This is a genomic window from Sulfitobacter sp. 1A13679 (assembly GCF_043557115.1).
Classification (GTDB): Bacteria; Pseudomonadota; Alphaproteobacteria; order Rhodobacterales; family Rhodobacteraceae; genus Sulfitobacter; species Sulfitobacter faviae.
In genome coordinates this window covers 120,660-144,851 of sequence record NZ_JBIFFO010000007.1, presented here as the reverse complement: position 1 = coordinate 144,851, position 24,192 = coordinate 120,660, and the positions used below count along the sequence as shown (strand labels likewise).

Below are 24,192 nucleotides of genomic sequence, written 5' to 3'. Positions count from 1 at the left end.
CCTCGCACCCTATTCGAACTCCATGATCACATCGTCCACCGCAAGGCTGTCGCCCGCGCCCGCGTTGACCTTGCTGACGACGCCCTTCTTCTCGGCGCGCAGGATGTTTTCCATCTTCATGGCCTCGATGGTGCAGAGCGCTTGGCCCTCCTGAACCTCGTCGCCCACTTCGACGTCGAGCTTCACCACCAGACCCGGCATCGGGCAGAGCAGCATCTTCGACGTGTCTGGCGGCAGCTTTTCGGGCATCAGGGCCGCCAGTTCCGCCTGACGCGGCGTGCGGACATGGACCTTTAGGTCCGCACCGCGGGTGCGGATGCGGAAGCCGCCTGAGATTTTGCCGACCTTCAGCACCAGAGGCGCGCCATCGACGGTCATCTCGGCCAGTTGGTCGCCCGGGGTCCAATCACCGCTGACCCGCATTTCGCTGCCGTCGGAGAAAGCCACCGTCGCCCCTTCGGGATCGGCCTTGGTGACAACATCAAAGTTCTCACCCTGAAGCTTCACGTTCCAGTCGCTGCCGACTTTACGCTCGTGGTTGTCCATTCGGCCCGAGACGCGGGCGCGGCGGATTTCGCCAACGCGGTGCATGGCGGCACAGGCGGCGGCGATGCGGCGCAGCTCGCTCTCCGGCAGGGTCACACCTTCGAAACCATCGGGATATTCCTCGGCGATGAAGGCGGTGGTCATCTCGCCCGAGACGAACTTGGGGTGATCCATCACCGCGCTGAGGAAGGGCAGGTTGTGCCCGATGCCCTCGACCTCAAAACTGTCGAGCGCCACGCGCATCTTCTCGATCGCCTCTTCGCGGGTCGGCGCCCAAGTGCAGAGCTTGGCGATCATCGGGTCGTAATACATCGAGATCTCGCCGCCCTCGTAGACGCCGGTATCGTTGCGCACGGCCATGTCGCCTGCGGGCGCATCGCCCTGCCATGTCCCCTGCTCCAAGAGCGGCCCCGCGGCCACTTCCTGCGGCGGGCGGTAGCGGGTCAGACGGCCAATGGAGGGCAGGAAGCCGCGGTAGGGATCCTCGGCATAAAGACGGTTTTCGATGGCCCAACCGGTCAGTGTCACGTCGTCTTGCGTGATCGACAGCTTCTCGCCATTGGCCACGCGGATCATCTGCTCCACGAGGTCCACACCGGTGATCAACTCGGTGACCGGGTGCTCCACTTGAAGGCGGGTGTTCATCTCGAGGAAGTAGAAGTTCTTGTCGCCGTCGACAATGAATTCCACCGTGCCCGCACTGGTGTAGCCCACGGCTTGGGCCAGCGCGACGGCCTGTGCACCCATCGCTTTACGGGTGGCTTCGTCAAGGAAAGGGCTCGGCGCCTCTTCGACGACCTTCTGGTTGCGGCGCTGGATCGAACATTCACGCTCGCCCAGATAGATGCCGTTGCCGTGGGCATCGCAGAGCACCTGAATTTCGATGTGGCGCGGCTGCGTCACGAATTTTTCAATGAAGATACGGTCATCGCCGAAGGAATTCGCGGCCTCGTTCTTGGACGATTGGAAACCCTCGCGGGCCTCTTCGTCGTTCCAAGCAATCCGCATGCCCTTGCCACCACCGCCAGCGGAGGCTTTGAGCATCACCGGGTAGCCGATGTCATTGGAGATCTTCACCGCTTCCTCGGCGTCTTCGATCAGCCCCATATAGCCCGGCACGGTGGAAACCCCGGCCTCTTTGGCGATCTTTTTCGAAGTGATCTTATCGCCCATCTTCTCGATGGCCCCTTTCGGCGGGCCGACGAAGGCCACGCCAGCGGCCTCCAACGCTTCGGCGAACTTGCTGTTTTCGCTCAGAAAACCGTAGCCCGGATGCACCGCCTGCGCGCCCGATTGCTTGATCGCCTCCATCACCTTGTCGATGACGATATAGGACTGGTTCGCCGGGGGAGGGCCGATGTGAATGGCCTCATCCGCCATTTCCACATGCAGCGCCTGCGCGTCCGCATCGGAATAGATCGCCACGGTGGTCAGGCCCATTTTCTTGGCGGTCTTGATCACGCGGCAGGCGATTTCGCCCCGGTTGGCAATGAGGATCTTGTCAAACATCAGCAGTTCCTTTGACGGTGACAGGCCACGCAAAATGCCGCGTCAGCCGGGGCTGCGCGGGTGCCTGTAGGGTAAAGATGAAAGGGGAGGCCGCCCTGCCCGCGCGAAGGGCGGGCAAAGCGGCTATTGGGCTGTGATCAGTTACACTTGCCGGGGTTGAGCTGGCAGTACCCGACGTTGGCCGCAGCGCCGATGGCTGCGCCCTGCGCCAGCGACCCGCCTGTAACGGCTGCCGCACCTGCGCCGACGGCTGCGCCGCCCAGACCCTGCTCGCCGATGTTGTCACCGCATGCGGCCAGACCGGCTGTCGCGCCAAGCGCGAGAATGATGTTACGAATGGACATGTGCCTGTTCCTTCACTGCTATCTACTATCCGACCAACGCCCTGCCGTTTGACAAGTTCCCGGTCGGTTTTTCGGTCTGCTGCCCTGTGGCGCGAAAACCACCCTTTCGAAAAGTCGGGCAGCCCCGCACAAGCGCGCGACTGCCCGATAGGGGAAGGGGTATGGTCTTCATGTCCAACGGCACGAAGGACAAATGATGTGCCGCTAGCCAAGGCAAGCTTGGCCCAAGCCCGCAGCGGCGCCAAGCCTGCGCCAGTCCCGAACGGAACTTCGGCAAAGCCATGCTGATCTGCAAACAGGCGCGGCGACATCATGCCGATCAATCCTCGAAAGCTTCGGGGAATGCGGCGCGGGCGGCGGCCACGTCGAGCACCAACAGCGCTTCGTAATCGGCAGGGTCGAAAGGATCGGTCGCGGGCAGAACCTCGCGGCCAAAGAGCCAAGACAGACGGCCCGCATCAAGATTGCCCCGCTCGAAAGGGTGTTCGCCAAAGGCTTCCCAAAGGGCTTTAACAAAGGCGGTATCGGCGCGGCGATCCGGGGCGCGGCGGTCGGGGCGACGCTCACGCCGGGTGATGGGCGTGACCCCTTTGGGGTTCGGGCGGCGAATGGTGAATTGGAAATCGGTGCCGGGCAGACGCCCGGGGAACCCGCGGTGTTTTAGCATATAGGCGGGCATCAGACACCCCTCCCGGTTGCAGGGGTGGCTGGGATCAGGGCAGGCGCAAACGCCTGCCCTGCAACGGCATTACTTGTACTTGCCGGTGTAGACGGGCTCAACCGAGATGGGCTCGGGCTCGACCACGACAAACTCTTCTTCTTGCTGTGCGCAGGCCGAAACCGCTGCGACGAAACCGATAGCTGCCAGCAACTTGATGCTCTTGGACATGTATATCTCCTATTAATGTTAAATGAACCTGACACGACAACACGCCGGCCAAGCCCGGGTTCTGAGGTAAGGGATACGTGGGTATTCCTTGACCGCATCATATGCGATTCACATGGCAATGGATACGGTTGCAAGTGCAATCGGTCACGTTGTGACTCCAAAGCATCATTCCAATCCGAGGATCGGCGGATTCTTGCAAGATATTGCCTGCGCATCACAAACCCTCCCAAATGCAGGTGTCATCCTGCGCCCGGAAAGCTTCGAAATACTGGGTCGCTTCGGGGTCGGCCGCGCCGAATTCCACCGGACGGTCGGCGAGGGAGACGACGATCACCTGCCCTGCCAACGCATGTTCGGTCATGTAAGGAAGTGCGACGACCGCGCAGAGATGCTCCATATCCGGCGCGGCGCGGTCATAGGCGATGGCCCCCGGCCCTTTGGCAATCTGCGGCGCAATGAAACGGAAGCGAAGCCAAGTCTCACCGCCGAGTTCCTCGACCAAGACCTCTTGCAGGTCAACTGTTTGTCCAGATGGGACATCAATGGCCCGCGCGGGGGCTGCAAGCCCGACCGCCAGCAGGGCTGGCAGCCAGGCCCGGCGCAGAAGAGCACCTAGTGGTTGCGCAGCGCGTAGATCAGCGCGTCCTTGTCCATGTCCGAGCGCCCTTCGATCCCGAGCTCCTGCGCCCGGTCGTAGAGATCGTCCTTGGTCCAATCCTCGTAGGGCGGCTGTTTGCCCCCCTTCTTGCCGGGATGCTGGCTGTCGTTGGCCTGCGCATTGGCGATGCGGGCGGCTTTCTCCTTGCTCGCCCCATCCTCGCGCAGGGACTTGTAGGTCTCTTCGTCCTTGATGGATGAATTCGGCATGATCCGGTCCTCCTTTGCAAGGAAAACCACCCAGCCCGCCGAGGGTTCCGCGCGCGGCCCTCGTGGGATCGGTATTTGAGAAAGGATGAAGCTGCATGATGGCGCTCAAAGCGGGATGTTGTCGTGTTTCTTCCACGGGGTCTGCACTTTTTTGTTGCGCAGAGAGGCGAAGGCGCGGGCGACCCGTTTGCGGGTGCTGCGCGGCTGGATCACCTCGTCGATGAAGCCACGTTCGGCGGCCACGAAGGGATTGGCGAAACGATCCTCATAATCTTTGGTGTGTTTGGCGATCTTTTCGGGGTCGTTCAGATCCTTGCGGTGAATGATCTCGGTCGCGCCTTTGGCGCCCATCACGGCGACTTCGGCGGTGGGCCAAGCGTAGTTGAAATCCGAGCGCAGGTGTTTCGAGGCCATCACGTCATAGGCGCCGCCATAGGCTTTGCGCGTGATGACGGTGACCATCGGCACCGTCGCCTCGCCATAGGCGAAGAGCAGTTTCGCGCCGTGTTTGATGACACCGCCGAATTCCTGACCGGTGCCGGGCAGGAAGCCGGGCACGTCGACGAGCGTGAGGATCGGGATCTCGAAGGCGTCGCAGAAACGCACGAAACGCGCCGCTTTGCGCGAACTGTCGATGTCGAGGCAGCCCGCCAGCACCATCGGTTGGTTGGCCACCACGCCGACGGTACGCCCCTCAAGGCGGATGAAACCGGTGATGATGTTCTTGGCGAATTCCTCTTGGATTTCGTAAAAGTCACCCTCATCCGCCAGTTTGAGGATCAATTCCTTCATATCGTAGGGCGTGTTGGCGTTGGAGGGCACCAGCGTGTCGAGCGAGGGCTCGATCCGGTTGGGATCGTCGAAGAAGGGACGGACCGGCGGTTTTTCACGGTTATTGGCGGGCAGCAGATCGACGAGGCGGCGCACCTCGGCCAGTGCCTCCACATCGTTCTCGAAGGCCGCGTCGGCGACGGAGGATTTGCGCGTGTGGGTCGTGGCGCCGCCCAGCTCTTCGGCGGTGACGACTTCGTTGGTGACGGTTTTCACCACGTCCGGACCGGTGACGAACATATAGGAGCTGTCTTTGACCATGAAGATGAAGTCGGTCATCGCGGGCGAATAGACCGCCCCGCCCGCGCAGGGGCCCATGATGACGCTGATCTGAGGGATCACGCCGGAGGCTTCGATGTTGCGCTGGAAGACCTCGGCATAGCCTGCGAGGCTTGCCACGCCTTCTTGGATGCGCGCGCCGCCGGAATCGTTAATGCCGATCACCGGCGCGCCGTTTTGCACTGCCATGTCCATGATCTTGCAGATTTTCTGGGCATGTGTCTCTGACAGCGAGCCGCCGAAGACGGTGAAATCCTGGCTAAAGACATAGACAAGGCGGCCGTTGATCGTGCCCCAGCCGGTGACCACGCCATCGCCCGCGGGCTTCTGATCCTGCATGCCGAAATCGGTGCAGCGGTGGGTGACGAACATGTCGAATTCCTCGAACGAGCCTTCGTCGAGCAGCAGATCGACCCGCTCCCGCGCGGTGAGCTTGCCGCGGCCGTGCTGCGCATCGATCCGTGCTTGACCGCCGCCCAAACGCGCATCTTCGCGACGCCGCTCCAGTTGTTCGAGAATGTCTTTCATGACGCACCCCTATTGTGATTTCGACCAGTCTACCGGAGGAGCGCAACTGACCAAAGCGCAATTTTGCAAATTTGCAAAATCATTACAGGCGCTGCGAAGCAAAATGAAAAGTTGCAAAACAATCTAGTTAACATGGACATTTCCCATACCCGCGACTACTTGCATTTGCATGAGCGATATCCCCCGGGTCCGGTATTTAGACCGGACGACCCCGCCCCATATTTCAACGCTGATCCTGCTGGCCGGGCTTTCGGCGATGGTGATGAACATTTTCCTGCCCAGCCTGCCAAAGATGGCAGACCATTTCGGCACGGATTATGCTGTGATCCAGCTTTCGGTACCGCTCTACCTTTTCTTCAGTGGGATACTGCAAATCTTCATCGGGCCGATTTCGGACAACCTCGGTCGGCGGCGCGTGATGCTTTGGGGCTTGGGCATCTTTTTCGTGGCCACGGTCGGCTGTCTGCTGGCGCCGAACATCGCCGTGTTTCTGGTATTCCGCATGGCGCAGGCTGTGATCGCCACGGGCATGGTGCTGAGCCGTGCGGTGATCCGCGATCTTTATACCCAGGACGAATCCGCCTCCATGATCGGCTATGTGACCATGGGCATGGCGCTGGTGCCCATGATCAGCCCAGCCTTGGGCGGGTTGCTGGAACAGGGTTTCGGCTGGCAGGCTTCCTTCTGGGCGATGCTGATCCTCGGCGGGTTGGTGTTTTGGGTGGCTTGGGCGGATTTGGGCGAAACCGCCCGGGCCAGCGGCAAATCGCTGCGCCAGCAGTTCGGCGAATACCCCGAGTTGCTCCGCTCCCCCCGTTTTTGGGGCTATGCGCTGGCCACGGGTTTTTGCTCGGGCGCCTTTTTTGCCTATCTCGGCGGCGCACCCTTCGTAGGGACCGTGGTCTTCGGGATGGAGCCTGCGGTGCTGGGCCTCTATTTCGGCGCGCCCGCGATTGGCTATTTCATCGGCAACTTCGTCACCGCGCGGACGGCGACCCGGTTTGGCGTCAATACGCTGGTGCTTTGGGGCTGCATTTCCAACGCCCTGGGCGGCACGGTGTCGCTGCTGATCTTTCTTGCGGGCTACGGCTCTCCGCTCAGCTTTTTCGGGCTGATGACGCTGGTGGGGCTGGGCAACGGGCTGTGCATCCCCAATGCCACCGCCGGGATGCTGTCGGTGCGCCCGCATCTGGCTGGCACGGCCTCCGGGCTGGGCGGGGCGATCATGATCGTCGGCGGCGCGGCTTTGAGCGCGCTGGCGGGCGCCCTGCTCACTCCCGAAACCGGAGCCTATCCGCTGTTGTGGCTCATGCTGCTGACGGCCATCGCCTCGGTCGCCTCCATCTGGGTGGTGATCCGGCGTGAGAAGGCTTTGGGCCTCTAGGCCTACGCTCCTCGCACTTGTGACCCAGGCTTTGCAAAGCTAGGCTGCACCCAGCTGCAAAGTTGCAAAGGTGCGCGGATGGCGATCCAGAAACTCTATGCCGGTGTGAAACTGCGTGAGACCCGCACCCGCGCGGGGCTGACGCAAAAAGACTTCGCCGCCCGGCTGGGCGTCTCCTTGCCCTATCTCAACCAGATGGAGAACAACAACCGGCCTGTCAGCACCAATGTCGTGCTCGCCTTGGCGTCGGAGTTCAGGCTGGATGTGACCGAGCTTTCCAGCGGCGATGGGGAGCGGTTGGTCAGCGATCTGCGCGAGGCGCTGGCCGATCCGATTTTCGCCGGAAAGGCACCCCCGATGGCCGATCTGCGCCTCACGGCGTCCAACGCCCCGGGGCTGGCGCACGCCTTTCTTGCCCTGCATCAAAGCTACCGGCAAGTGCATGAGCGGCTGGCGTCACTGGACGAAGCCTTGGGCCGCGAAGACGCCCGGGCGATGCCCTCCCCTTGGGAGGAAGTGAGGGACTTCTTTCACTATTGCGACAATTACATCGACGCCGTCGACCGTGCGGCAGAGCATTTCGCGACACGCGAAGGCAGCGGCAGTGATACGCGAGCGACTGCGGCAGCCGCTCTCGAACGCGCCGGGGTGACCGTAGTCTTTGAAGATGACGACCGCCTGCGCGCCTATGATCCTGCGCGCAAAACGCTGCATCTATCGGCCCGTGCAGCACCCGAAACACAGACTTTTCAAATGCTGTTGCAGGTGGCGCTGACGCAGCAGGATGCGTTGCTGGAGGCCACGCTTGACCTTGCCCGTTTCCACAGCGCTGCGGCACGGGATATCGCGAAGATCGGGCTGGCCAATTACTTCGCCGGGGCGGCCCTGTTGCCCTATGGGCGGTTCCTGCAAAAAGCGCAGGACTGCCGCCATGATCTTGAGGTGCTGGCCGGGCATTTCGGTGCTTCGATCGAACAGGTGGCGCATCGGCTTTCGACGCTTCAGCGGCCCGGCGCGAAAGGGGTCCCTTTCTTCTTTGTGCGGGTCGATCAGGCGGGCACGATCACGAAGCGCCACTCGGCCACCCGGTTGCAATTCGCGCGTTTTGGCGGCGCCTGTCCTCTTTGGAACGTCCACCGCGCTTTCGAGACGCCGGGAAGGTTCCTGCGCCAACTGGCCGAGACGCCGGATGGGGTGCGCTATATCAGTTTGGCGCGGGACATCTCGAAACCGGCGGGGCGGTTTGGCGCGCCAGTGCGGCGCTACGCGATTTCACTGGGCTGCGAGGTGCGCCATGCGCCCGCGCTGGTCTATGCCGATGGGATGGATGTCACCCGCAGCGATGCCTTTGAACCGATTGGCATTTCCTGCCGCATTTGCGAACGCCGGGATTGCCATCAACGCTCCGTCCCGCCGCTGGAGCGGCAGTTGGTGGTCGACCCGCATCTGCGCGACACCCTGCCCTACCGGGTGGAGTGATCAGCGCCGCGCGCGCCGCCACCCCGCGCCGCGTGCCTCTGCCTCGGAACGGAACCAACGCTCGCCTTTGCGGGCGCTGATGCGGGTGCGGCTGTAAAATTCTTGCCCCGGCATATGATAGATCTTAACCCCCTTGGCGCTGATATTGCCTTTGATCTGGCAGCTCCCCTCCGGCCGGGCAGGCTCGGACCCGCTGCGGCGGGTCACGCGGTAGCGGGCGGGGGAAACCGTCTTGAACCCGTGAATCCCACGGCCTGCGACAAAGGCGGCTTTCTCATCCAGATCATAGTCCATCGAATATTTCCGATAGGCAAAGGCCAGCCCGTCACGCACCAGCGCCTGCCCCACGTCAACGTTGCCCACATGGCAGCGGGCGACAATGCGATCATAGCGGTCGCGGTCCAGTGCCTCACAACGCGCGTTGGCCCCTTGGTATCTGTCGCGCACCTCCCTCGTTGTCCAATCTCCGCAGGCCCAAGCCTGCCCGACCTCTGTCTCGCAGGTCTGGCTGGCCTCGAGCGCATCGATGCCATGTAAGCGGATGCGCGTACCGCCGAGATCGAAAGTATCCCCGTCGATCACGCGGACCACCCCCGAGACGGTCTGCGCCCCCGCTGATCCAGTTGCGAGGCTCAGTGTCAGACTGAGGGCGAAAAGTGAACAAATCCTTAACATGAGGCAGGTATGACGCCCTGCCCCGCGGCCTTCAAGACAGGAGGTTAAGGCAAGTTAACGATCAGCGCTGCGCCACCTGCCAGTTCGGATGCACCCAAGGTTCGTCATTCGCGCGCGGCAGCGGATCGCGGCCCAAAAGCAGGTCTGAGACCTTTTCGCCGACCATGATCGAGGGCGCATTAAGGTTGCCATTGGTGATCCGCGGGAAGATCGAACTGTCGGCCACGCGCAGCCCCTCGACCCCAATCACCCGTGCTTGCGGGTCGACCACGGCGCCCGGATCGTCCGCCGCCCCCATGCGGCAGGTGCCGCAGGGATGATAGGCGCTTTCTGCGTGTTCGGTAATGAAGGCGTCAAGCTCTGCATCCGATTGCAGCGCTTCTCCGGGCTGGATCTCATGTTTGACGAAGGGCTTGAAGGCGTCCTGCGCGAAGATCTCCCGCGTAAGGCGGATGCAGGTGCGGAACTCCTCCCAATCGTCGGGATGGGACATGTAGTTGAAGCGGATGCGCGGCGCCTCGGCAGGGTCGGCGGAGCGCAGGGTGATCTCGCCCCGCGACTTCGAGCGCATCGGCCCCGTGTGCGCCTGAAAGCCATGCCCCTCGGCCGCCGCCTGCCCGTCGTAGCGCACGGCAATGGGCAGGAAATGGTATTGAATATCAGGGTATTCCACGCCGGGCTTCGAGCGGATGAAGGCCGCGGATTCGAACTGGTTCGAGGCGCCCATGCCGGTCTTGGTAAAGAGCCACTGCGCGCCGATGACGGCCTTCGACAAGAGGTTCCAGTGCTTGTAGAGCGTGATCGGCTGGCGCGAGGCCATTTGAATGTAGAGCTCCAGATGGTCCTGCAGGTTCTGACCCACGCCGGGGCGGTCGGCCAGCACCTCGATCCCGTGGTCGGCCAGATGCGCGGCGGGGCCGATCCCCGAGAGCATCAGCAGTTTCGGCGAGTTGATCGAAGACGCCGCCAGCACCACCTCGCGGCTGGCGCGGATTACCTCCGTCGCGCGGCCACGCTTGACCTCGACACCCACAGCACGGCCCTCTTCGATCACGACACGTTGCGCCAGCGCACGGATCAGGGTGACGTTGCCGGTCTTCTGCGCCGGGCGCAGATAGGCATTGGCCGCCGACCAGCGCCGCCCGTTCCAGACGGTCTGCTCCATCGGGCCGAAACCCTCTTGCTGCTCGCCGTTATAGTCATGGGTCACCGGGTAGCCCGCCTGCGCCCCGGCCTGCACGAAGGCGTCGAAAAGCGGGTTCTCGCGCGGGCCGCGGCTGACGTGCAGCGGGCCGTCCTTGCCGCGCCATGCAGCATCGCCGCCATGGCCGTTTTCGTGCCATGTCTCCATGCGTTTGTAGTAGGGCAGCACATCCGAGTAGGACCAGCCGCGCGCGCCGGACTCTTCCCAATGGTCGAAATCCTTGGCATGGCCGCGGACATAGACCATGCCGTTGATCGACGACGAACCGCCGATCACTTTACCGCGCGGGCAGACCAATTCGCGGTTGTTCAAATGCGGCTCGGGCTCGGATTTATAGCCCCAGTCGTAGCGCGGCATGTTCATCGGGTAGCTGAGCGCCGCGGGCATCTGGATGAAGGGGCCCGCATCGCTGCCGCCATGTTCGATGACGATGACCTTGCGGCCCGCCTCCGCCAGACGGTAGGCCATGGCGCAGCCCGCGGAGCCCGCGCCGACGATGACAAATTCAGCTTCCATAACACTCACCTTCCGTGATTCCGCGCCGGGTCAAGGATGCGCAGCACCGCGCGAATGCGCGGCTTGTCCTTGAGGCGGTGGGGAATCGCACCCCAGAATTGACGAGGTGACTTGAGGATCAGATCGATCCCTCAAGCACCTCTCAGCGAATTCGCCCCCTCAGAAGGGCGCCTCGACATCGCCCATGCGCACATAGACCGACTTCACTTGGCTATAGTGCTCGATCGCCGCCTTGGCGTTTTCGCGACCGACACCGGAATTCTTCATGCCGCCGAAGGGCGCTTCGACCGGCGCGTCGTTGTAGCTGTTGATGTAGCAGGTCCCGGCCTCGAACCCCGCCGCCACGCGATGCGCGCGGGCAAGGTCGCGGGTGAAGACACCGGCGGCGAGGCCGAACTCGGTGGCGTTGGCGCGGGCCATGACCTCAGCCTCATACTCGAAGTCGAGCACCGCCATGACGGGGCCGAAAATCTCTTCGCGGGCAATGACCATGTCGTCGGTCACATCGGCAAAGACTGTGGGCCGCATGTAGAAACCGTCACGTTCGATCCGGGTGCCGCCATAGACCAGTCGCGCGCCTTCGGCCTTGCCCTTTTCGACGTAGTCCAGCGCGATCTGCATCTGTCGTTCGCTGACCATCGGGCCGAAGCTGGTGTCGGAGTCCATCGGGTCGCCGATCACGGCGTTGTCCAGCCGCTCGGAAAGGCGCGCGAGGAACTTTTCCTTGATGTCGCGGTGCACGAAGACGCGGGTGCCGTTCGAGCAGATCTGCCCCGAGCTGTAGAAGTTGCCGAGGATCGCGCCGCCGACTGCGTTGTCGATGCCCGCGTCCTCGAAAACGATCAGGGGCGACTTGCCGCCCAGTTCCATCGTCACATGTTTGATGCCCTCGGCAGCCGCGGCATAGACCTTGCGCCCCGTGGGCACGGAGCCGGTGAGCGAGACCTTGTCGACGCGGGCATCGGTGACAAGTGACTGGCCCACTCCGCCCATGCCCTGGACCACGTTGAAGAGGCCCGCGGGCAAGCCGGCCTCAATCAGGATCTCGGCCACTTTCAGGGCGCAGAGCGGCGTGGTCTCCGACGGTTTGAAGATCATCGCATTGCCGCAGGCGAGCGCAGGCGCGGCCTTCCAGCAGGCGATCTGGGTGGGGTAGTTCCATGCACCGATGCCGACGCAGACGCCCAAAGGCTCGCGGCGGGTATAGACCCAATCCTCGCCGAGCTGGATATGCTCGCCGGTCAGGCTGCCAGCGAGGCCGCCGAAATACTCCAGCGCGTCCGCGCCGCTGGTGGCATCGGCGACGGAGGTCTCCTGATAGGGTTTGCCGGTGTCTTGGGTTTCCAGCACTGACAGATCGTGGTTGCGGTCGCGGATCATGTCGGCGGCGCGGCGCAGGATACGGCCGCGCTCGGTGCCGCTCATCGCGCCCCATGCGGCCTGCGCGCGGCGGGCCGAGGCGATGGCATGCTCCACGATCTGAGGCGTGGCGGCATAGACCGTGGCGATCTTTTCGCCCGTTGCCGGGTAGATCACCGGGATCGGCGTGCCATTGGTGTCTTCGACATAGGCGCCGTCGATAAAGTGGCTGGCGGTGGGTTGGGGATCATAGGACATCAAAGGGACTTTCTTGCCTGAGGCGAGGAGTGTTCAGAGAGGCGGAGCGCGGCGGTGCCGCCCGTCTCCGCGGTGTTCAACGGCCCGCTTTAAGCAGCAGGTCGAGTGTATAGAGCGCGCGGGTCATGGCCTCTGCCGCGCTGACGCCATCCGACAGCGCCGCGCGCAGGTAGAGCCCGTCGATCAGCGCCGCCAAGGTTTCGGCGTCGCCCTCGGGCTGGGGGCTGATCGGGCGCAGCGCATGTGTGAGGTTGGACCGCAACCGGCTTTGGTAGGCCGTCAGCAGCCGCCGGGTTTCGGAGTTGGTGCGGGCATGGGCGTAGAGTGTCATCCACGCGCTGATCGTGCCGGGGTGAAAGCCGGTATCGTCGAAACTGGCGACGATGATCGCCGCCGCGCGGTCATGCGGCGTGCGGGCCTTGGCCAAACGTTCGCGCACCCCGGCGGCATATTCCGACAGGATATGCCGCATCGCCGCCAGAAAGATCTGGTTCTTGCCGCCGAAGTAGTGATGCGCCAGCGCGCTCGACATGCCCGCCCGCTTGGCGATCTGGCTCACCGTCACATCCAGCGACTGGGCCTCGCCGATCTCGGCGATGGTGGCTTTGACCAGCGCAGAGCGGCGAATGGGTTCCATTCCGACTTTGGGCATTGGATTCGGATCCTTGGGGCAGTGTTGACCGCCTCAGGATAGGGGAATCTTTATTGACTCGTCAATCAAGTACCACCCGGCGGAGCGGAAGGTCAGAATTTCGTCGCATGCGAGGGGGGCGTGACCTGCCGTTTCAGCATCGCTTCACGCCATGTAATAAAGGTGACAGAGCCCAAGATCACCGCCCCGCCCAGCACGACCCAGAGGTCCACCGGCTCGGCAAAGACCACCACGCCGAGGATCGTGGCCCAGACCAATTGCAGGAAAGTGACCGGCTGCGTCACCGTCACCGGGGCGGCGGCAAAGGCCAGCGTCATGGTGAAATGACCCGCCGTCGCGAAAAAGGCGACCCCGGCAAGGATCAGCAGTTCCTGCGGTGTCGGCGTGATCCAGACGGCAAAGGCGAAGGGCGCCAGCCCGATGGTCACGAAGATCGACAGCATGGTCACGATCATCACCGGGCGCGCCTCATCCGCCAGCACCTTGGCCAAGAGGTAGGACCCGGCAAAGACCACCGCCGCCAGCAACATCGCCAAATGCCCGGTAGAGACTTCGCGAAAACCGGGCCGCAGGATGATCGCCGCCCCCGCCAGCCCCAGACAGACCGCCACGATACGCCGCGCGGCCAGCTTCTCCCCCAGAAAGATCGCGGCACCCACGGTGACATAGATCGGCGCGAGGTAGTTCATCGCCGTCACCTCGGCGATGGGCAGGCGGGTCATGGCGTAGAACCACAGGATCACCCCGCCCGCGTGGCACAGGCCCCGCATGCCGAAAAGCCCCCATTGCCGCCGGCTCACCGGTGTGGCCAGCAGCGACCGCAGGACCGGCAGGACAAAGACCAACCCCATGGCGTAGCGCAGGAAAGCGGCCTCGGCCGAAGGCAGCCGCGGCCCCATGTATTTCACCAGCGCGGTCACGCCGATGAAACAGGCCCCCGTCACCAACATCCAAAAGACCCCGACAAGCGGGCGGTTGGGCGGAGCGGGGATGTCGGGGGTGGTGGCGGGAGAGTGTGTCATGCCGCGACCCTTTCCCAAAGCGCTGCCAAGGGCAAGATGGGCGCGGCATTTTTATTCACATCGCAAGCAATTTGATGGCAATCGCCCACATGGTCACGGCGATGATGGCGTCCAAGACCTGCCAACTGCGCGGTCTGGCAAAGAGCGGCGCCAGCAGCCGCGCGCCATAGCCCAGTGAGAAGAAGAAGACGAAGCTTGCCAGCACCGCCCCGATGCCAAAGCTGAGCCGGTCCGGATATTGCGCCGAGATCGAGCCGAGCAGCACCAAGGTGTCGAGGTAGACATGCGGGTTCAGCCACGTCAGCGCCAGCAGCGTCAGGATCGCCTTGCGCAGGCTGCGGGTGGATTGCCCCTCGGCCTCCAGCGCCTCCCCGCCCTGCCATGCGGAAACCGCGTTGCGCCAGCCGTACCACAGCAGGAAAGCCGCGCCGCCATAGCGCATCAGCGGTCCGAACCACGGGGCCGCCTCAGCCAGCGCGCCAAAGCCCGCGACCCCCGACATGATCAACACCGCATCCGAGGCAGCACAAACCAGCACCACCGGCAGCACATGTTCGCAGCGCAGCCCTTGGCGCAAGACAAAGGCGTTCTGCGCCCCGATGGCCATGATGAGGGTGAGGCTGAGGGCGAAGCCGGGAAGGAGTGAGGTCAACATCAAAAGCGTCCTATAACATGGGTTGCCTTTGCCTAGCCCGGCGGTTCAGATTACTCAAATTCAATAGTCTACGTCAGGATTAGCAAAACTTATGCAGCTCGACAGCGCGCAGCTAACCGCATTGGCACATATCCTGCGGCTCGGCAGTTTTGACGCCGCGGCGGCGGTGTTGGGGGTGACCCCCTCGGCAATCTCGCAACGGGTGAAAGCGCTGGAGGATCGTGTGGGGGCCACCCTCGTTCTGCGCGGCCAGCCCTGCACCGGCACCCCCATGGGCCAGCGTCTTGCCAAACATGCGGAGGATGTGGCCCTGCTCGAAGCGCAGGCGCTTGGCGCGGGCGATGCCACCGCCCCGCCCCGGCTGCGCCTTGCGGTGCCTGCGGATGTCTTGGCCACATGGCTGATCCCGGCGCTGGCGCAGGTGCCCGACATGCTTTTCGATCTGATGATCGACGACCAAGACACCTCTGCCGATTGGCTGCGAAGGGGGGAGGTCAGCGCGGCGGTGACGGGGCAAGCCCGCGCGGCACCGGGCTGCGACGTGCTGCCCTTGGGGGCGCTGCGCTACCATGCCACTGCCAGCCCCGCCTATCGCGAGACCTGGTTTACCGAAGGCGTCACGACCGAGGCACTGGCCCGCGCGCCGATGCTCACCTTCGATCATAAGGATCAACTGCAAGGGCGATGGTTGATGCGAAAGACCGGGCAGCGACTGACCCCGCCAAGCCACCATCTACCCTCAAGCCACGGCTTTGTCGCGGCGGCGCAGCAAGGGCTGGGTTGGGGGATGAACCCCGCGCCGCTGGTGGCCGAGGATATGGCGGCGGGGCGGCTCGTGTCACTGGACGAGGCGCTGCCGCTGGATGTGCCGCTTTACTGGCAGGTGGCGCGGATCATGGCGCCCGCGCTGGCCCCGCTCACCGCCGCCATAAGGGCCGCGGCGCGCGAGGCGCTGGTGCAAATGCCGCGTTAAAGCTGCGACATAACCTCGTCTGAGGCCTCGAAATTGGTGGTGACGCGCTGCACGTCGTCATCCTCCTCAAGCGCATCGATCAGCTTCATCAGCTTTTCCATGTTCTCGAGATCCATCTCGGTGGTGGTGGTCGGACGCCAGATCAGCTTGGTCGATTCCGACTCGCCCAGTTCGGCCTCCAGCGCGGTCGACACGTCGTTGAGATCGGTGTCGGCGCAATAGATCACGTGACCTTCTTCGGAGCTTTCCACGTCTTCGGCGCCCGCTTCGATCGCCGCCATCATCACGGTGTCGGCGTCACCGACGGAGGCCGGGTAGATCACCTCGCCCTTGCGCTCAAACATGAAGCCGACCGAACCGGTCTCGCCCAGATTGCCGCCGTTCTTGGTGAAGGTCGAGCGCACGGTCGAAGCGGTGCGGTTGCGGTTGTCGGTCATCGCCTCAACGATCACGGCTACGCCATTGGGGCCATAGCCCTCATAGCGGATTTCCTCGTAATCTTCGCCCTCACCGCCGACGGCCTTCTTGATGGCGCGTTCGATGTTGTCCTTGGGCATGGACTGGCCCTTGGCCTCTTTCACCGCCAGACGAAGACGCGGGTTCTTGTCCGGGTCGGGGTCGCCCATCTTGGCCGCGATGGTGATTTCCTTGGAGAGTTTGGAAAACACCTTGGCGCGCAGCTTGTCCTGACGGCCCTTGCGATGCTGGATGTTTGCCCATTTGGAGTGACCGGCCATGAATACCTCGTTCTGGCAATGCGTTTGCGCCACTCTATATGCCAGCATCACCGCTGGAACAAGCCACCCGGCCTGTGCTTAGCTTTCCGCCGATGGGGCAACCACGTTAGACCGGATTTATGACCACTGATCAGATCATCCTTTTCACCCTCTTCGGCGCGGTCTTTGGTCTGCTGCTTTGGGGGCGGTTTCGCTATGACATCGTGGCCTTCGGGGCGCTGATGCTCGGCGTGGTGCTGGGGGTGGTGCCCACGGAAAACGCTTTTGACGGTTTCGGCCATCCGGCCACGCTGATCGTGGCGCTGGTCTTGGTGGTTTCGGCTGGGTTGGTCCGTTCGGGCGCGGTGATGCTGATCACCCGCACGCTGGTCGACAGTTCGCGCAGCTTGGGCGCGCATATCACCATGATGGGCGCCGTGGGCGGGGTGCTGTCGGCCTTTATGAACAATGTCGCCGCCTTGGCCCTGCTGATGCCGGTCGACATCCAGACCGCACGCAAAGCGGGCCGCGCGCCGGGCTTGAGCCTGATGCCACTCAGTTTCGCCACCATCCTTGGCGGCATGGCCACGCTGATCGGCACGCCGCCCAATATCATCATCGCTTCCATCCGGCAGGAATCCTTGGGCGCGCCTTTCAAGATGTTCGACTTCGCCCCCGTCGGTGGGCTGGCCGCCATCGCGGGGCTGATCTTCGTGGCGCTGGTCGGTTGGCGGCTGATCCCCGCCCGCGAAGACGCGATGATCGAGGCCGAGGATATCGCCCAATATATCGCCGAGCTGACCGTGCCCGAGGGCAACAAACAGATCGGCAAACGGCTGGCCGAGTTGCAAGAAGAGGCGCATCGCGCCGATGTGGCGATCTTGGGGCTGATGCGCGACGGCAAACGGCGCTATGGCACGGCGCGCAACGTGGTGCTGCAAGCCGGAGACGCGATCGTGCTTGAGGCCACGCCCGACGCGCTGGACGAGTTCCGCAGCACGCTGAACCTCGCGCTGGCTGACCGGGACCGCGAAGACCTGCTGTTGGCCGATGGCGACGGGGTCGAGATTGTCGAGGTCGTGGTGACCGATGGCTCGCGGCTCAACGGGCGCACGGCGCAGGCGGTGGGCCTGTCGTGGCGGCAGCGCACGGTGCTTCTGGGCCTGTCGCGACAGGGCCGCAAGATCACCTCGCAACTGCGCACGACCGAGCTGAAACCCGGTGACATCCTTTTGCTGCTGGTGCCGCGTGACACGGTGGCTCATGTCACCGATTGGCTGGGCGTTCTGCCGCTGGCCGACCGGGGTCTTGCGGTGACGCAAGACAGCAAGACTTGGCTTGCTATCGCGATGTTCTCGGGGGCCGTGGCGGCGGCCTCCTTCGGGCTGATCTACCTGCCCATCGCGCTTGGCATCGTGGTGGTCGGCTATGTGCTTGCCAAAATCGTGCCGCTTTCGGAACTCTACACCCATATCGAATGGCCGGTGATCGTTCTGTTGGGCTCCATGATCCCGCTGGGCGCGGCGCTCGAGACTTCGGGCGGGACCGAATTGATCGCGGGCGCGCTGGTGGGGCTGACCGAGGGACTGCCCGCTTGGGTGGTCCTTGCGGTTCTGATGGTGGTGACCATGTCGCTGTCGGATGTGCTCAACAACACGGCGACGACCATCGTCGCGGCGCCTGTGGGCATCCAAATGGCGCAGTCGCTCGGCGTCTCTCCTGACCCGTTCTTGATGGCGGTGGCGGTTGCGGCCTCTTCGGCTTTCCTGACCCCGATTGGGCATAAGAACAACACGCTGATCCTCGGCCCCGGCGGCTATTCCTTTGGCGACTATTGGCGCATGGGGCTGCCGCTGGAGATCATCGTCGTCGCCGTGTCGATCCCCGCGATCCTGTTCTTCTGGCCGCTTTAATCGCCGCCCCCGCGCGTCGGACTTGCCAGAGCATATTTGCCGCCCCTAGGCTGAAGGTCAGCTTTGGGGGGACAAATGGACATTCTAATCAGCGTCGTACTGCCGCTGTCATTGGCGATCATCATGCTGTCGCTGGGCGTGGGCCTCACGGTCCCAGACTTCACCCGCGTGGCGAAATATCCGCGCGCCTTTGCCTTGGGCGCGCTTTGCCAAGTGGTGCTGGTGCCCGCTGCCGCATGGGCGGTGGCCATGGCCTTCGGCCTGCGCGGAGAACTGGCCGTGGGGCTGATGATCCTCTCCTTCTGCCCGGGCGGCGTGACCTCGAATATGATCAGCAAATTCGCGCGGGGCGATGTGGCGCTGTCGGTGACTTTGACGGCAGTGGTCTCGCTTCTGAGCATCCTGACCGTGCCAGTCTTCACCGCCATCGCCGTGCGGCACTTCATGGGCGATGCCGCGCCGGATGTTTCGGTCGCGGCGCTGACGGTGGCGATGTTCGTGATCACCACCCTGCCCGTGGCGCTTGGGCTTGCCCTGCGCCACCTCGCCCCCGGCTTTGCCGCGCGGATCGAGCCGGGCCTCTCCGCCCTCGCCGCGCTGCTCTTCGTGCTGATTGTCCTCGCCGCATTGGCCGGAAATTGGAGCATTTTCACCGAGAACCTCGCCCGGCTTGGTCCCGCGCTCATTAGCATGAACGCGGCGCTGATGTTGCTGGGGCTGGGCATTGCCGCAGCGGCCGGGCTGGCGTGGCAGACGCGCAAGACGATCTCGATCGAAGTGGGCATCCAGAACGCAACGCTTGGCATCACCCTCGCCGGGTTGATCTCGGGCCAAGCGTCGGGGTTCAGCGCCTATGCCCTACCCTCGGCGGTCTATGGCATCACGATGTATCTGGTGGCCCTGCCCTTCGTCCTTTGGATGCGCGGACGCTGAGGGCGACGCCCGCCAAGCAAAAGGCGCGCCCCGAGGGACGCGCCTTTCGTTTTTAGACTGACGGCCCCTTAGGCCATGTCGAAGGCGTCATCCTCGCAGGTGTCGCCCCCTTCGTCTTCCTCCTCCGGCACGGAAGTGAGGGTCAGCGCGTCCATGAGGGCGCTCGCGGGGTCGGAGGTATCGGCATCGGAGTCCTCCATGTCAGGATCGACCATACCGGACACCTCAAGCACCTCGCCGCCGCTCTCATCCGAGTCCACCACAACACGCATGCCGCTCAGATCGATATCTTCGAAAGACAGCGAGCCGGGATAGGTCCATAGGGTGAAGTTCGTGCTTGTGACCTCATCATCGGAACTGTCAGCGGTCGTGCCGAACTGCAGACCCACATCGAAGCTGCCTCCCGCTTGGGGACCATCGTCGAAACCGTCGACACCGTCATCCACGGCCTTCACATCCGTCAGGTGATAGCCTTCGGCGTTCACATCAGGGAAGAAGTTCAGTTCTTCGATTGCGCTGCCATCAGTCACATTGAAGAAAAGCCCGTTGATGTCAGCGTGGGATTCCGCTTCGGGATCAGTGGGCGAGAGGTTGAAGTGCAACTGCCCCTCCGGCGTTTCCGTGACGGCGATTGTGATCTCCCCACTCTCTCCCATCAGGAAATTAAGAACGGACTTATCGTCGCCACCGGTATCACCCCCTTGCGTACCACCCGAACCAGACCCCTTAGTGCCGCAAGAGCCGGAGCCTTTGGTGCCCCCCGAGCCGGAGCCTTTCGTACCACCAGAACCGGAGCCCTTGGTGCCACCAGAACCGGAGCCCTTCGTGCCGCCAGAACCGGAGCCTTTCGTACCGCCGGAACCGGAACCCTTGGTGCCACCGGAACCGGAGCCCTTCGTGCCACCAGAACCGGAACCCTTAGTGCCACCCGAGCCGGAGCCCTTCGTACCGCCAGAACCGGAGCCCTTGGTGCCACCGGAGCCGGAACCCTTGGTGCCACCCGAGCCGGAACCCTTCGTACCGCCAGAACCGGAGCCTTTCGTACCGCCAGAACCGGAACCCTTGGTGCCACCGGAGCCAGAGCCTTTCGTACCGCCAGAACCGGAACCCTTAGTGCCACCCGAGCCGGAGCCCTTGGTGCCACCAGAGCCGGAGCCCTTCGTACCGCCAGAGCCCGAACCTTTCGTACCACCAGAACCGGAACCCTTGGTGCCGCCCGAGCCAGACCCCTTCGTGCCACCCGAACCGGAACCCTTTGTACCACCCGAGCCGGAACCTTTCGTGCCGCCAGAACCGGACCCCTTGGTCCCACCCGAACCAAAGCCTTTGCCGTCATCGTTCCCGTCGAACTTCTCGGCCAAGTGCTTGTCATACCACTTCGCGAAGGAGGAGCCCTCTACCCCGCCGTTGTGATAGGACTTCGTTCCGCTGGCATCGCAACCGCTTTCCGCTTCACCGCCAGTGGACCAGCTATTGTCCTTGCTGTTCCAACCCTTTGAGAATCTGTAACCCATGACGCCAATCCCTCATATGCATTTGCAGCCGCGGCCGCTTTGCAGCGCCGCATCCCCCACTGGCCTTTAAACCTAGCAGCGGCGCCTATTTCCGCCAAATTCTTTCCATTTTTTGGGTAAATTGGGCCGACAAAGCGTGATAAGTCGAAACAGTGAGACACCCTGAGAGGGCATTGTTCTTTCGTATAGGTCAAATGCGCTGATGGGGTGCGAATCACTCCCGTCGGGATAAGTGGAAATTGCCTTTGTTTTGCCCAAAACCCGCCGTACCCTCGTCAGCCAGCCGACCTAGACAGGCGAAAACACCAGCGGAGGCCCCATGGCACGACCCAAGGAACAAAGCGCTCAGGCCCAGATCGCCGCGGCGGCGCGCAAGCATTTCGGGCAAGATGTGGCGCGGGTATCGGCGCCGGGCGGCGAAAACCGGTCGAGCTTTCGGCTGCATCTGACCGACCGCACGGTGATCGCCACCCTGCGCCCGAACTTCCGCCGCACCCATCTCGAAGCCCATGTGCTGACCGAGCTTGGCCGCCACTGCAGCGACCTTCCCGAATGTCTGGGCGTGGTGGGCGAGATCATGTTCCAATCCGACGTCGGCAAACGCCGCCTCAACGTCGAGGTCGCGCGGGTGGAACGCGCCGAACAGCTTGACCTCGCAGCCGAGGCTGTCTCAGCCATCTTCCGCATCCACGGCGCCGCGCGCCAGACCGAGTTGAACGCGATCATGCCGCATCTGGGCAACAACCGCGACTGGGTGCTGAACTTTGTCGATGCGGTGGATTTTCTAAAAGACCTCGGCGGCGGCATCTCGGGGCAGTTCGACCGCACCGCCGCCTATGAGCGCATCAACGCCCCGGCGCGGCAATTCGTCAAATGGGACTGCCGTTCAGGCAATGCCGCGATTGGCGCGGATGACAAGCTGCGCTGGTTCGACTTTGAATATGCCGGTCTGCGCCACGGGGCCGAAGACATCGCTTGGCTGATCGGGGATGAGGCATGGCCCATCGCCCCGCCGGATATGGTGGATGTGGTGATCGACGCCTTCGATCCGACCTGCGGCGTCGCCCTGCCCGACTACCTCGATTACCTCTCGGTCTACCTGACCTTCCATGCGGTGCAGCGGCTCAAACTGATCAGCAAAGAGGCCAAGAAGCGCGGCTGGCTGAGCAAGGACCGCATCCGGCGCTATGATGACGCCGGGGTGCATCCTGAATTCGCGGCCCATATCTGTCGGGTCGGGGCCTATTTCTCGGACCAATCCGAACTCACCGCCCCGCTGACCCGTAACTTCCTTGAGGCGCAAGCGGGCTTTGACGCAATCGTCGCCCAGTCCGACGTGCCGCGCAGCGCCTAAGCTACCAGATGAGCGGGATCACCGCGCTGACCAGCACCGACATGCTCAGGTTCAGCGGGATCCCGATGCGCATGAAATCGGTGAAGCGATAGCCCCCCGGCCCGTAAACCAGCGTGTTGGTCTGATAGCCGATGGGCGTGGCAAAGGCGCAGGAGGCAGCGATCATCACCGCCACCACCAGCGGGCGCGGGTCCATGCCAAGCGCGGTGCTGAGGCTGATGGCAATCGGCGTCATAATCACCGCCACGGCATTGTTGCTGACGATCTCGGTCAGGATGGTGGTCAGCAGGAACACCGCCCAGATGATGAAAAACGGCGGCAATTGCGCCAGCCCCGGCGCGATATTGTCGACGATTAGCGTGATCGCGCCGGAATTCTGCAAGGCCGCGCCAACCGCCAACATGGCAAAGATTAGCGCCAGCAGCCGCCCCTCGACGAAAGAGAAAGCCTCCTCCGCGTCGATACAGCCCGTCACCAGCACCACGGCCACGGCGATCACGGCCAGCAGGAGGATGGGCGCCACGTTGAAGGCCGCCAGCGCCACGATCCCCACGAGGGCGGCAATGGCGATCGGCGCATGACCCCGGCGGAACGCCCGGGCCGAAGGTTGGGTCACATCGACAAGGTTCATCTCGCTCGCCAGCCGCTGGATGTCTTCGGCAGCCCCTTCCAGCAGCAGCGTATCGCCGACCTTGACGATCAATTGGTCAAGCTGCTGGCCGATGTTCTGATTCCGGCGGTGCACCGCCAGCGGATAGACCCCATAGCGCCGCCGCAGCCGCATCGAGCCCAAGCTGCGCCCCACCATCCGGCAACCGGGGGTGATCAGCACTTCGACGGTCGTGGTCTCCACTGCCGAAAGCTGATCGACCCGGCGGAGTTCCTTGTTGTTTTGCAGACTGAGAAGCTCGGTCATCTGGGTGCGCAGCACCACGCGGTCGCCGACCTGAAGCTCGACCCCTTTAAGGTTGCGGCGCAGCGAGTCGTCGCCCCGCACCACGTCGATCAACCGCACGCCCTCGCGTTTGAAAAGCTGCACGTCCAGCACTTCGCGGCCAATCAGGTTGCTTTCGGGCGGGATCACCGCCTCGGTAAAGAATTTCATCTTGGATCGGTCAGAGAGCATATTCGCCATGCTGTCGCGCGCGGGCAGCAGCCGGTCAGCGAAGAGCAGCATGTAAAGCAAGCCCCAAGCGCAGACCACAAGGCCCACGGGCAGGATCTCGAAAATGCCGAAAGGGGCCATGCCCTGCGACCGCGCCACGCCGTCGACCAATAGGTTGGTCGAGGTGCCGATCAGCGTCAGAGAGCCGCCCATGATCGCGGCATAGCTGAGCGGTATCAACAGCTTGGAGGCCTTGGTGTTCAGCGTGCGGGTCAACTGCACCACCACCGGGATCATCACTACCACCACGGGGGTGTTGTTCATAATCGCACTGGCCGCCATGACCGACAGGATCACCCCCGCCACCGCCGTTTTGGGATGCGTCTTGGCCGAACGTTCGGCCAGTCGCGTCAAGACATCCAGCGCGCCGGTGCGGACCAAGGCCCCCATGATGATGAACATCGCCGCGATGGTCCATGGCGCGGGGTTTGAAAGCACCTCAAGGGCGTCGTCATAGGGCAGCACGCCAAGCGCCAGCAGCAAGGCCGCCCCGGCGATGGCGACCACTTCGGTCGGAAAGGCTTCGCGCAGGAAAAGCACGAACATCATGCCGACGACCACGAGGGTCAGCACCGCCGTCTCCATCGGAGAGAAGCTGAAAAATTCCATCAAGAACCTGTCATTCGG

22 protein-coding genes are annotated in these 24,192 nt (G+C 63.3%); 6 read left to right on the top strand and 16 right to left on the bottom strand.

Annotated features, from left to right (window positions below):
• Positions 1–9 precede the first annotated feature (9 nt).
• The 7 genes from ACGYLA_RS07830 to ACGYLA_RS07800 form a co-directional block, all read right to left on the bottom strand.
• The gene (locus ACGYLA_RS07830) at positions 10–2,055 is read right to left on the bottom strand and encodes an acetyl-CoA carboxylase biotin carboxylase subunit (protein ID WP_394431631.1); all 2,046 of its coding nucleotides are present in this window, start codon (positions 2,053–2,055) and stop codon (positions 10–12) included.
• Positions 2,056–2,192: 137 nt separating this feature from the next.
• Positions 2,193–2,399 carry a hypothetical protein gene (locus ACGYLA_RS07825; protein ID WP_067261646.1) on the bottom strand — a complete coding sequence of 69 codons (207 nt, stop codon included), beginning with the start codon at positions 2,397–2,399 and terminating at the stop codon, positions 2,193–2,195.
• A gap of 319 nt (positions 2,400–2,718) precedes the next feature.
• Entirely contained in the window at positions 2,719–3,066 is a 348-nt protein-coding gene (locus tag ACGYLA_RS07820; protein WP_067261657.1) for a hypothetical protein, read from the bottom strand.
• A gap of 81 nt (positions 3,067–3,147) precedes the next feature.
• Entirely contained in the window at positions 3,148–3,288 is a 141-nt protein-coding gene (locus ACGYLA_RS07815) for a hypothetical protein (RefSeq protein ID WP_162931863.1), read from the bottom strand.
• 214 nt (positions 3,289–3,502) lie between these two features.
• Positions 3,503–4,003, bottom strand: a complete 501-nt coding sequence (locus ACGYLA_RS07810; RefSeq protein ID WP_394431629.1) for a DUF6497 family protein — start codon at positions 4,001–4,003, stop codon at positions 3,503–3,505.
• Positions 3,901–4,155: a Rho termination factor gene (locus ACGYLA_RS07805; protein WP_394431627.1), complete on the bottom strand. Its 255-nt coding sequence runs from the start codon at positions 4,153–4,155 to the stop codon at positions 3,901–3,903. Before ACGYLA_RS07805 ends, ACGYLA_RS07810 begins: the two co-directional genes overlap by 103 nt.
• A 105-nt stretch (positions 4,156–4,260) precedes the next feature.
• Positions 4,261–5,793 carry an acyl-CoA carboxylase subunit beta gene (locus ACGYLA_RS07800; RefSeq protein ID WP_168612268.1) on the bottom strand — a complete coding sequence of 511 codons (1,533 nt, stop codon included), beginning with the start codon at positions 5,791–5,793 and terminating at the stop codon, positions 4,261–4,263.
• Positions 5,794–5,962: 169 nt separating this feature from the next.
• On the opposite strand from ACGYLA_RS07800, the gene ACGYLA_RS07795 reads away from it, so the two are divergent.
• Together ACGYLA_RS07795 and ACGYLA_RS07790 are read left to right on the top strand one after the other, a co-directional pair.
• Positions 5,963–7,177 carry a multidrug effflux MFS transporter gene (locus ACGYLA_RS07795; RefSeq protein ID WP_394431626.1) on the top strand — a complete coding sequence of 405 codons (1,215 nt, stop codon included), beginning with the start codon at positions 5,963–5,965 and terminating at the stop codon, positions 7,175–7,177.
• A 78-nt stretch (positions 7,178–7,255) separates the two neighbouring features.
• Positions 7,256–8,656 carry a short-chain fatty acyl-CoA regulator family protein gene (locus ACGYLA_RS07790; protein WP_394431625.1) on the top strand — a complete coding sequence of 467 codons (1,401 nt, stop codon included), beginning with the start codon at positions 7,256–7,258 and terminating at the stop codon, positions 8,654–8,656.
• On the opposite strand, the gene ACGYLA_RS07785 is transcribed toward ACGYLA_RS07790, so the two are convergent.
• The 6 genes from ACGYLA_RS07785 to ACGYLA_RS07760 form a co-directional block, all read right to left on the bottom strand.
• Complete coding sequence (locus ACGYLA_RS07785; protein ID WP_394431623.1) at positions 8,657–9,331, bottom strand: thermonuclease family protein; 675 nt, start codon at positions 9,329–9,331, stop codon at positions 8,657–8,659. It abuts the gene before it with no gap.
• A gap of 61 nt (positions 9,332–9,392) precedes the next feature.
• Positions 9,393–11,051, bottom strand: a complete 1,659-nt coding sequence (betA, locus tag ACGYLA_RS07780; protein WP_394431621.1) for a choline dehydrogenase — start codon at positions 11,049–11,051, stop codon at positions 9,393–9,395.
• Positions 11,052–11,210: 159 nt separating this feature from the next.
• On the bottom strand, positions 11,211–12,668 hold the full coding sequence (gene betB, locus ACGYLA_RS07775; protein WP_394431619.1) for a betaine-aldehyde dehydrogenase: 1,458 nt from the start codon (positions 12,666–12,668) through the stop codon (positions 11,211–11,213).
• A 76-nt stretch (positions 12,669–12,744) separates the two neighbouring features.
• Positions 12,745–13,320 (bottom strand): choline-responsive transcriptional repressor BetI, encoded by a 576-nt coding sequence (betI, locus tag ACGYLA_RS07770; protein ID WP_394431617.1) that lies wholly within the window; start codon positions 13,318–13,320, stop codon positions 12,745–12,747.
• 92 nt (positions 13,321–13,412) lie between these two features.
• On the bottom strand, positions 13,413–14,342 hold the full coding sequence (locus tag ACGYLA_RS07765) for a DMT family transporter (RefSeq protein ID WP_136720479.1): 930 nt from the start codon (positions 14,340–14,342) through the stop codon (positions 13,413–13,415).
• A gap of 55 nt (positions 14,343–14,397) precedes the next feature.
• On the bottom strand, positions 14,398–14,997 hold the full coding sequence (locus ACGYLA_RS07760) for a LysE/ArgO family amino acid transporter (RefSeq protein ID WP_394431615.1): 600 nt from the start codon (positions 14,995–14,997) through the stop codon (positions 14,398–14,400).
• A 91-nt stretch (positions 14,998–15,088) separates the two neighbouring features.
• Between ACGYLA_RS07760 and ACGYLA_RS07755 the strand changes: the two genes are divergently transcribed.
• Positions 15,089–15,970 (top strand): LysR family transcriptional regulator ArgP, encoded by an 882-nt coding sequence (locus ACGYLA_RS07755; RefSeq protein ID WP_394431613.1) that lies wholly within the window; start codon positions 15,089–15,091, stop codon positions 15,968–15,970.
• Here ACGYLA_RS07755 and ACGYLA_RS07750 read toward each other — a convergent pair.
• Positions 15,967–16,707, bottom strand: a complete 741-nt coding sequence (locus ACGYLA_RS07750) for a YebC/PmpR family DNA-binding transcriptional regulator (protein WP_394402223.1) — start codon at positions 16,705–16,707, stop codon at positions 15,967–15,969. The two genes, ACGYLA_RS07755 and ACGYLA_RS07750, sit on opposite strands and share 4 nt — an antisense overlap.
• A gap of 119 nt (positions 16,708–16,826) precedes the next feature.
• On the opposite strand from ACGYLA_RS07750, the gene ACGYLA_RS07745 reads away from it, so the two are divergent.
• Complete coding sequence (locus tag ACGYLA_RS07745; protein WP_394431611.1) at positions 16,827–18,599, top strand: SLC13 family permease; 1,773 nt, start codon at positions 16,827–16,829, stop codon at positions 18,597–18,599.
• 75 nt (positions 18,600–18,674) lie between these two features.
• Positions 18,675–19,532, top strand: coding sequence for a bile acid:sodium symporter family protein (locus ACGYLA_RS07740; RefSeq protein ID WP_394431609.1), 858 nt, complete (start codon positions 18,675–18,677; stop codon positions 19,530–19,532).
• 68 nt (positions 19,533–19,600) lie between these two features.
• Here the strand turns inward: ACGYLA_RS07740 and ACGYLA_RS07735 are convergent, their stop codons facing one another.
• A complete protein-coding gene (locus ACGYLA_RS07735) occupies positions 19,601–21,046 on the bottom strand; it encodes a hypothetical protein (protein WP_394431607.1) in 1,446 nt (481 codons plus the stop codon).
• 319 nt (positions 21,047–21,365) lie between these two features.
• Between ACGYLA_RS07735 and ACGYLA_RS07730 the strand changes: the two genes are divergently transcribed.
• The gene (locus ACGYLA_RS07730) at positions 21,366–22,400 is read left to right on the top strand and encodes a hypothetical protein (RefSeq protein WP_394431605.1); all 1,035 of its coding nucleotides are present in this window, start codon (positions 21,366–21,368) and stop codon (positions 22,398–22,400) included.
• A gap of 1 nt (position 22,401) precedes the next feature.
• Here ACGYLA_RS07730 and ACGYLA_RS07725 read toward each other — a convergent pair whose 3' ends face one another.
• Positions 22,402–24,174: an SLC13 family permease gene (locus tag ACGYLA_RS07725; RefSeq protein ID WP_394431603.1), complete on the bottom strand. Its 1,773-nt coding sequence runs from the start codon at positions 24,172–24,174 to the stop codon at positions 22,402–22,404.
• Between the last annotated feature and the right edge of the window lie 18 nt (positions 24,175–24,192).

Excerpts from the sequence above, each read along its gene's own strand:
- ACGYLA_RS07830 (WP_394431631.1), bottom strand. The coding sequence starts at position 2,055 with ATGTTTGACAAGATCCTCATTGCCAACCGGGGCGAAATCGCCTGCCGC.
- ACGYLA_RS07825 (WP_067261646.1), bottom strand. The coding sequence starts at position 2,399 with ATGTCCATTCGTAACATCATTCTCGCGCTTGGCGCGACAGCCGGTCTG.
- ACGYLA_RS07820 (WP_067261657.1), bottom strand. The coding sequence starts at position 3,066 with ATGCTAAAACACCGCGGGTTCCCCGGGCGTCTGCCCGGCACCGATTTC.
- ACGYLA_RS07815 (WP_162931863.1), bottom strand. The coding sequence starts at position 3,288 with ATGTCCAAGAGCATCAAGTTGCTGGCAGCTATCGGTTTCGTCGCAGCG.
- ACGYLA_RS07805 (WP_394431627.1), bottom strand. The coding sequence starts at position 4,155 with ATGCCGAATTCATCCATCAAGGACGAAGAGACCTACAAGTCCCTGCGC.
- ACGYLA_RS07800 (WP_168612268.1), bottom strand. The coding sequence starts at position 5,793 with ATGAAAGACATTCTCGAACAACTGGAGCGGCGTCGCGAAGATGCGCGT.
- ACGYLA_RS07795 (WP_394431626.1), top strand. The coding sequence starts at position 5,963 with ATGAGCGATATCCCCCGGGTCCGGTATTTAGACCGGACGACCCCGCCC.
- ACGYLA_RS07790 (WP_394431625.1), top strand. The coding sequence starts at position 7,256 with ATGGCGATCCAGAAACTCTATGCCGGTGTGAAACTGCGTGAGACCCGC.
- ACGYLA_RS07785 (WP_394431623.1), bottom strand. The coding sequence starts at position 9,331 with ATGTTAAGGATTTGTTCACTTTTCGCCCTCAGTCTGACACTGAGCCTC.
- betA (WP_394431621.1), bottom strand. The coding sequence starts at position 11,051 with ATGGAAGCTGAATTTGTCATCGTCGGCGCGGGCTCCGCGGGCTGCGCC.
- betB (WP_394431619.1), bottom strand. The coding sequence starts at position 12,668 with ATGTCCTATGATCCCCAACCCACCGCCAGCCACTTTATCGACGGCGCC.
- betI (WP_394431617.1), bottom strand. The coding sequence starts at position 13,320 with ATGCCCAAAGTCGGAATGGAACCCATTCGCCGCTCTGCGCTGGTCAAA.
- ACGYLA_RS07765 (WP_136720479.1), bottom strand. The coding sequence starts at position 14,342 with ATGACACACTCTCCCGCCACCACCCCCGACATCCCCGCTCCGCCCAAC.
- ACGYLA_RS07760 (WP_394431615.1), bottom strand. The coding sequence starts at position 14,997 with ATGTTGACCTCACTCCTTCCCGGCTTCGCCCTCAGCCTCACCCTCATC.
- ACGYLA_RS07755 (WP_394431613.1), top strand. The coding sequence starts at position 15,089 with ATGCAGCTCGACAGCGCGCAGCTAACCGCATTGGCACATATCCTGCGG.
- ACGYLA_RS07750 (WP_394402223.1), bottom strand. The coding sequence starts at position 16,707 with ATGGCCGGTCACTCCAAATGGGCAAACATCCAGCATCGCAAGGGCCGT.
- ACGYLA_RS07745 (WP_394431611.1), top strand. The coding sequence starts at position 16,827 with ATGACCACTGATCAGATCATCCTTTTCACCCTCTTCGGCGCGGTCTTT.
- ACGYLA_RS07740 (WP_394431609.1), top strand. The coding sequence starts at position 18,675 with ATGGACATTCTAATCAGCGTCGTACTGCCGCTGTCATTGGCGATCATC.
- ACGYLA_RS07735 (WP_394431607.1), bottom strand. The coding sequence starts at position 21,046 with ATGGGTTACAGATTCTCAAAGGGTTGGAACAGCAAGGACAATAGCTGG.
- ACGYLA_RS07730 (WP_394431605.1), top strand. The coding sequence starts at position 21,366 with ATGGCACGACCCAAGGAACAAAGCGCTCAGGCCCAGATCGCCGCGGCG.
- ACGYLA_RS07725 (WP_394431603.1), bottom strand. The coding sequence starts at position 24,174 with ATGGAATTTTTCAGCTTCTCTCCGATGGAGACGGCGGTGCTGACCCTC.